Annotated in this window: 5 protein-coding genes and 1 pseudogene; 2 read left to right on the forward strand and 4 right to left on the reverse strand. The window is 66.5% G+C overall.

All coding sequences use genetic code 11. The annotated features are described in order from the left end of the window. Position 1: 1 nt before the first annotated feature. The 3 genes from KBZ12_RS01950 to KBZ12_RS18475 are packed head-to-tail and all read right to left on the reverse strand — an operon-like array spanning position 2 to position 5,094. Complete coding sequence (locus KBZ12_RS01950) at positions 2-1,771, reverse strand: TIGR03032 family protein (protein WP_254955994.1); 1,770 nt, start codon at positions 1,769-1,771, stop codon at positions 2-4. Between the two features lie 36 nt (positions 1,772-1,807). Beyond that, entirely contained in the window at positions 1,808-4,051 is a 2,244-nt protein-coding gene (locus tag KBZ12_RS01955) for a tetratricopeptide repeat protein (RefSeq protein WP_254955995.1), read from the reverse strand. Positions 4,052-4,062: 11 nt separating this feature from the next. After that, positions 4,063-5,094 carry a hypothetical protein gene (locus tag KBZ12_RS18475; protein ID WP_254955996.1) on the reverse strand — a complete coding sequence of 344 codons (1,032 nt, stop codon included), beginning with the start codon at positions 5,092-5,094 and terminating at the stop codon, positions 4,063-4,065. An 857-nt stretch (positions 5,095-5,951) separates the two neighbouring features. On the opposite strand from KBZ12_RS18475, the gene KBZ12_RS01965 reads away from it, so the two are divergent. Further along, positions 5,952-6,251 (forward strand): hypothetical protein, encoded by a 300-nt coding sequence (locus KBZ12_RS01965; protein WP_254955997.1) that lies wholly within the window; start codon positions 5,952-5,954, stop codon positions 6,249-6,251. A gap of 79 nt (positions 6,252-6,330) precedes the next feature. Here KBZ12_RS01965 and KBZ12_RS01970 read toward each other — a convergent pair whose 3' ends face one another. After that, entirely contained in the window at positions 6,331-6,771 is a 441-nt protein-coding gene (locus tag KBZ12_RS01970; RefSeq protein WP_254955998.1) for a peptidylprolyl isomerase, read from the reverse strand. 49 nt (positions 6,772-6,820) lie between these two features. Between KBZ12_RS01970 and KBZ12_RS01975 the strand changes: the two are divergent. Beyond that, positions 6,821-7,186: pseudogene (locus KBZ12_RS01975) on the forward strand (S-methyl-5'-thioadenosine phosphorylase); the annotation flags it as partial.

The following is a 7,186-nucleotide window of genomic DNA, read 5'->3' on the forward strand; positions in this document are numbered from 1 at the left end:
CTTACGGCTCCTCCTCGATCGAAATCAAGCGGCGGATCTCATCGCTCACAAAGCCGATCAGGGAGGGGTTGCGCACGCCTGGCAGGGTGATCACGTCGTAGATCTCCTCCACCAGCCCCTCGAAGCGGATCCAGTGCACGGCGTCGCCGGAGCGCAGATCCACCACCTGGATGCCGCAGCGGGCCTCCACGTTGCGCTGGGCAAGGGCGTCATCGAGGGGAAGGCCGGAGAAGGTTTTGTTGTGGCGGGGCTTGGAGGTGCCGAGCAGGGCGTAGTCGCCGTGGAAGGCGACGCCGCGCAGATAGCCGGCGCAGAAGGTGAGCGGCTCGAAGGCGCCGCTAGCCAGATCAATGTGGCCGAACTCACCGGTGCCTGAATTGCAGAGCCACAGCCGGCCCTGATGCCAGCGGGGCGAATGGGGCATCGACAGCCCGCTGGCCACGATCTCATTGGCCAGCACATCGATCAGCACACCGCCGTCGCGGCGGCGTTCGCGCCAGCCATCGGCGGCATCGGAGGTGCTCACGGCGGTCACATAGGCCAGTTGGCCGTCGCGCAGGGCCAGGCCGTTGAGATGGCAGCGGTCTTCCGCGGCGAGGCGGGAGATGAAGGGGGGCCGCCAGAGGGGCCGGAAGCTGTGGGTGGCGCTGGTGGTGGCCAGGCAGGAGAAGAGGGTGTTGGCGAACACCAGCTGGCCGTCGGCATCCACGGCCATGTCGTGGATGTCGCAGTCGCCGGTGGTGAAGCCCAGCTGGGGCACGTAGAGGCGATCGAAACCATCGGTCTGCTGGCCCGGGGCGAGCATGTTCTCGAAGCGCCAGATCTGATGGAGGCTGCTCATGTAGAAGCCGTTGCCATCGCCGCTGGCGCTGAGGCCCATGCAGCGGTTGAAGGTGCGCTCGAACACCGCCAGCTCTCCGCTGGCCTTGAGGCCGAGGGAGAAGAGTTTGCCGATCTGATAGGTGGTGAGGGCGAGTGAGAGCTGCTGCTCGGCCAGCCAGCTGAGCAGCTGGCGGGAGGTGGTGATCTCGAAGGCCGGGGCGGCGCTGGTCATGGATGGGGAGGAGGGCGATGGGCTGGCGGTGAGGGACGGCTCCCACTTGCGCCGATAGCACTCCAGGCCGAGCTGCCAGTCGGTGCTGCCGGCCGCGCCGGGGCTGGCGTGGATCAGGGACAGGGGCCAGACCCCGAGGCGCAGGCCGGCGGCGAGGGCACTGCGGCAGAGATCCAGATCGTAGAAGTGGAAGGGGAAGGCGGGATCAAAGCGCACCCCGGCGGCCTGCAGGGTGCCGGCACGGGCGGCCAGGAACACCCCATCCAGAAGCATGGCCGGCGCCGGGCTGGCCCCGAAGCGGATCGGCTCGCTGGCGCCGGGATCGCCATGGCGGATCTCGCCCAGCAGATGGGGATGGTCCCAGGTGCGGCCATCGGGCTGGAGCCACCAGGTGGGCTGGCCGGGAAGGATCCGCCGGCTGCCGGCCACCCCCACCAGATCAAAGCGCTCCAGCGCTTCCAGCAGAGGCGTGCGCAGGCAGGCCTCGCCCAGCCAGACGTCGTCGTGGCAGAACACCACCAGGCTCTCGGGATGGAGCTGCTCCAGGGCCTCGTTGTAGATGGCGCCGAGGGGCTCGCGGTTGGCGGTGTGGATCCGCGTGTCGCAGGCTTGATGGGCAGGCAGGCGCAGGGATCGGCCCAGCAGGGATTCAGCCGGAAACGCCTCGGCGGTCAGCCGGCTGGCCGAGACGATGGTGATGGGGGTGTCGATGGCCATCTCAAGCAGGGCAGGGCCGCACGGGCAGGCAACGGCTCAGGGTTCGGCCGAAAGTGACGTTTCGTTCTCCGCAGCGAGCAATCTTCCGGGATCCCCGCTGCAGTGGTGCCGCCACATCCGCCGCAACAGCCCCTGGAAGTGAGCGGCGTAGCCCTCGAGATCGGAGAGGCCCGAGGCGGCCATCTGGTGGCGCAGTTCGGCGCGGCCGCTGCGCAGGGCCGGCAGCTGTTCGGCGAGCTGGCGGGCGATGGCGCGGTAGTGGGCGTCGTCGCTGGCGATCCACTCGCTGCGGCCCAGGGCGGTGAGGAAGCTGGCGCCCATGCGGCTCACGAAGTTGCCGCCCGCCAGGGCGATCACCGGCACGCCCATCCACAGGGCCTGCAGGGTGGTGGTGCCGCCGTTGTAGGGGGTGGGATCGAGAGCGATGTCGACGCCGCCGTAGCGCTGCATCATCGCTTCGAGGCCCTCGGGACCCTCCAGCAGCAGCCGCTCCGGCCCGATGCCCTCGGCGGCGAACAGCCCCCGGAAGCGCGCGATCACCGAGGCGTCCGCGAGTGAGGGCGCCTTGAGCAGCAGGCGGGCGCCGGGCAGCTCGCGCAGCACCGCCGCCCAGAGGGCGATCGTGCGCGGCGTGAGTTTCATGATGTTGTTGAACGAGCCGAACACCAGCGGCGCGGCGGCGGGGCGAGCTGGCGGTAAGGGGTAGTCATCCACCGGGCTCCAGCAGAAGACGCTGCCCGGCAGCTGGGCGATGCCTTCCGAAAACAGAGGCGCGTGCTCGGCGGGAGCCACCACCGGATCGCCGATCAACCAGTCCATGCGCGAGAGGCCAGTGGAGTGGGGATAGCCGAGGAAGGTGGCCTGCACGGGCGCGGAGCGCAGGGCAAACACGCCGAGGCGGTGGCTGCTGGTGTGACCGGCCAGGTCGATCAGCACGTCAATCTTCTGGTCGCGGACGCGCTGATGGATCGCCTGATCATCGAGGCCATGCACCTCGATCCAGCGGCTGGCGGCCTGTCGGGCCCGGTTGGTGTATTCGTCGTGCATGGTGCCGGTGTGGAACACCGTCACGGGGAACTGCGCGGGATCGAGCCGCTGCAGCAGCGGCAGCATGAACAGATTGACCGGGTGCTGGCGATGGAAATCACCGGAGACCAGACCGATACGCAACGCCCTGTCGGGATTGAGGTTGTTGCCGAAGGTCTCGAGGGGTTGAGGCGTGACGGACTCTTCGATGGGGATGCAGAGATCGCGATGGCGCTGGGCTGTCTGCTCGGGGGTGAGGGTGTCCACATAGAGGGAGGCCATGGCGATGGAGGACACCAGGCGTGAAGAGGGGTCTGCCAGATCCGCGTAGTGCTCTTCCACCGCCGCGAGATGGGAGGCGGCATCGCCGCGGCGTCCGGGCAGGGCATTGAGCAGGTAGCGCACCTCGCTGTTGCCGGGATCGTTCTGCAGAACACGGCGGCAGAATCCCTCTGCAGCGGTGAGGTCGTAGACCTCCCAGTGCAGACGCGCCAAGGCGAGCAGAGTTTCGATGCTCTCGGGAGCAAGTTCCAGGGATCGCTGCAGCACAGCAACGGCTTCCTGCCAGTAGTTGTGCTGATAGACGCGCTGGGCTAGCAGGCGCAGGAAGGCCGGGTTGGAGGAATGGCTGGCACGCGTGAACGCCACCTCGGCGGCGGTGCGGTTGCCAGTACGCAGGAGGGCTTCGCCGAGATAGAGCATGGAGCCATGGCGCCATGGGCGAAGCTCCACCAGTTGCGCGAGTGCAGCCACAGCGCCGCTGGGGTCGCCACCGTTGAGGCGCCAGAGCCCGAGCCAGTGGAGGCTCTCGCCGGGTATGGGTTCAAGCGTGCGGGTGTTGTTGAGTCGTTCCGTAGGCGTGCCGTCAGGTGTGGTGGCGCCGGCGATGTTGGCTTCGTCGAGCCGGAGTTTGTACAGCGCGCTCAGCCAGTCGCCTGGATTGGTAGCCAGCCAGTTGTCGAGCTCGCGTGCCCAGCGCTGGGCCTCTTTGCTGCCTGGGTTGAGCAGGTGCTGCTCGGCTGCTGCGGCCGATGTGCTCGCCTCACGGGTGGGCTGCTGCAGGCCGTCCTGCAGGGTGGGGTTGAGGCGCTGGAGTTGCTGCAGAACGTAGAGGCGCTGCGGGGCCATCCCCGCAGTTGCGTAGCAGTGATGGATGGTGAGCCAGTGCTCTGCCTGGAGTGGAGCCTGCTGCAACTGGCGCCATAACTGTGCGATGGGCTGGGTGTTGGGATTGGATGGGGCTGCGGTGGTCATGGCTGGCGTGATCAGCTGAGCAGGCAATCCGCAGCGACCAGTGTGGGATGGGTGGTGCTGCCCAGCAAGGCAACCTCCAGCGCTGAGGCCCCGGTAGCGCTGCCATCGCTGTCGAAGCGGAGGATGCCGCTGGTGGTGTCGTAGAGGAAGCGCTGATTGATGTTGGTGGCGGCGGTGAGGCCAGCGCCTGCCGCGAATTGATCGGCGGTGAGCGTGGTCTGCGCCCCGAAGCCGGTGAACACCGACTTGCTGAAGGAGAGCTTGTCGACAGCGCTGCTGAAATCGGTGATGAGATCGCGGTTGGTTGGGCCCGGTGTGGTGGTGAAGCGGAAGGTGTCGCTGCCGAGGCCGCCGATGCGGGTGTCGTTGCCGATGGTGCCGAGCCAGTCGAGGGGAATCTGGGCGAAGGCGAAGGCGGTGGACCCGAAGACCACGTAGGAGCGGCCGGCCTCGCGGCCCGCGGCGGGATCGCTAAGGGGTGCGCCGACGAGGAGATCGGCGAGGCCATCCCCGTTGACATCACCGGCGGCCGAGACGCTTCTGCCGCTGAAGTCACCAGCGGATTGACCATTGATCACGAAGCCGCCGCTGCCAGCGGCGACGGCTGAGAGTTCAATGGGGAAATAGATCAGCAGCGTCTGGTTTACTGATGCGCTGTTGCCAGCCGTATCGCATGCCGTGGCGACCACGGCATTGACCGAGCCGATGGCCAGGCTGCCACTGGTTGGAATGGCCGTGTCTGTATCAACGCTCCAGATGCCGTTCGTTGCTGTTGCCTGGTAGGTCGCACCGCCGATCGTCAGCGTGATTTGTGCACCTGCTTCTGCTGTGCCGCTGATCACTGGCGTCGTGTCCGTGCTCCGTGCAGAGGAGGTGACGGCTACCGCCGGTGCGGTGGTGTCAAGAACAAAGATGCACGCAGCAGACGCGGTACCGAAATTGCCGGCCGCATCCGCAACGCGGGCGGTGATGAAGTAACTGGTGCCGGCTGTCGCTGGAAGCGTTGGGGTGTAGGTCCAAGTGCTCTGACCGCCAGCGACCACGGTGACGGTGGCGTTACCGTGGAAGGTGGCACCGTTGTAGACGCGCAGAGTCTCCCCTGCAGCGAGGGATGCCCCAGCCGTTGCCCCCCCGAAGGTGCCTGTGATGGTGGGTGTGGTGTCATCGGTGCGGCCGCGGTGATCTGAGCAGTTGTGGACATCGTGGAGAACCTGGAAGGAGCCTGGGATGACGAAGCTGAAGGGTTGACGTGCTTCCCATCCGTGATCCAGCCCCTAAGAGAGCTGGCGGGGTAGTCAGGCCGCTCTCCACTGCTGGAGGGTCTCCAGGGGCGTACGGCCCGGGAGCGCCGAATGCGGTCTGTAGCTGTACTCCATCCGGTACTGCTCTGCCAGCAACTGGCTTCCGGCACCAGGCAAAGCGCTCAATAGTCAGGAATTCATCCCTGAATTGGCTGTTGATTCTCCAGCCACCGCCAGCAAGCACAAGGAGCAGAACTGGGCTTCTGCAACGCAGTGAGACACGAGCGGACGCTGAAGCCCTAGCGGCAGTTTGAGGGTGAGAAGCGGGCCCTGTGCTGCGCAAGGCCGAACAGGACGCGGCAGAAGCGGAGGCCAGCGGGGATGCCAAAGCTGGAAAGCGAGCGGCGCATCGTGCACGAGGTGTCCGTAAGCGTATCGATGACGCCCAGAAGCTGGCGATCGAGATACCAATGGCTTCAGGATTGGCCCCTTTTTGTCACCACGCCCGCAGCCGAGATGGATCCCCTGGCGATGCCGCAGCGCACACTCCCCACCAACGTGGCCGGAAACCCAACGCCCAGCGCCCAGAGAACCTCACCGCCCCCGAGAGCCACATCCTCAACAGCGGTGGTGGCTGGGTTCAGGGATACAACTGACCGGTGGCAGTCGATGGTGACCACCACGTGATCGTGGCGATCGACGTCGGCAACCAGGCCAGTGATGCGGGCTACGGCAGCAGCTTGAATCTGGAAGAGTGCAAGGAACGCGCCCTGGATGCGTACATCTCCACCAACCGGCAGCGGGACGGCAAAAGACCAAGGGCCATCCCGGAAGCGAGCGCCCCGGACCTTGATGCCCGGGGCCTTAGGGATCGCAAGCTCCGCTCAGTGACGGGGGCCGGGAGATCTACGCCCTCTCGAGCTGTTCAGGGCAGCTGTGGCAACGGACTGAAGGGCTAGAACCAAGAGCAACACTTCCAGAGAAGCACTCCTTGGTCCCAGGCGACCTCAGACCTCAGGCTCCAAGTACAGCAGGCTTCTAGTCCTCGATCGTCACCTTATTGATGCGGCTGCCGTTCTTGAGCGCCAGCACCACATCGATGTTGTCGGTGTGGCCAAAAACAGTGTGCTGGCCATCCAGGTGCGGCTGGGGGCCATGGCACAGAAAGAACTGACTGCCGCCGGTGTTGCGGCCTGCGTGGGCCATCGACAGGCTGCCGGCCTTGTGCTTCTGGGCGTTGATCTCGCAGGGGATCGTGTAGCCGGGGCCGCCGGTGCCGGCCGTACCGCGGGTGCCTTCGCGGCTGTTGGGACAGCCCCCCTGGGCCATGAAGCCTTCGATCACCCGGTGGAAGGCGAGGCCGTCGTAGAAGCCGTCCTTGGAGAGCTTGACGAAGTTCGCGACGGTGCCGGGGGCCTCGGTGTCAAACAGATCAATGATGATCGGCCCGGCGTCGGTGTCCATCAGGGCCTTGGTCACGGTCGAGGAGGCAAACTTCGACTGTATCCGTCCAGGGCACCCTGCTTCCATGGCCACCCTTGAGCCCACTTCCTCCTCCCCCCAGGCCGTCGCTCCGGCGAGCCTCGACCTTGCCGGCGCCCGTCTCGGCGTGCTCGGTGGCAGCGGCCTCTATGCGATGGAAGGGCTGGAGGACGTCCGGGAACTGACCATCGAAACCCCCTACGGGCCCCCTTCCGACAGCCTGCGGATCGGACGCATCGGCGCTCTTGAGGTGGTGTTCCTGGCCCGGCACGGTCGCCATCACAGCTTCACCCCCAGTGAGGTTCCCTACCGGGCCAACCTCTGGGCCCTGCGCTCCCTCGGCGTGCGCTGGATCCTTTCGGTGTCGGCCGTCGGCTCGCTCCAGGAGAGCGTGCGCCCCCTCGACATGCTG

It is taken from the genome of Cyanobium sp. Cruz CV13-4-11 (genome assembly GCF_024346055.1).
GTDB lineage: Bacteria > Cyanobacteriota > Cyanobacteriia > PCC-6307 > Cyanobiaceae > Cyanobium.

Bases quoted from the DNA above. Each gene is read 5' to 3' on its own strand.
- KBZ12_RS01950 (WP_254955994.1), bottom strand. From the start codon at position 1,771: ATGGCCATCGACACCCCCATCACCATCGTCTCGGCCAGCCGGCTGACC.
- KBZ12_RS01955 (WP_254955995.1), bottom strand. From the start codon at position 4,051: ATGACCACCGCAGCCCCATCCAATCCCAACACCCAGCCCATCGCACAG.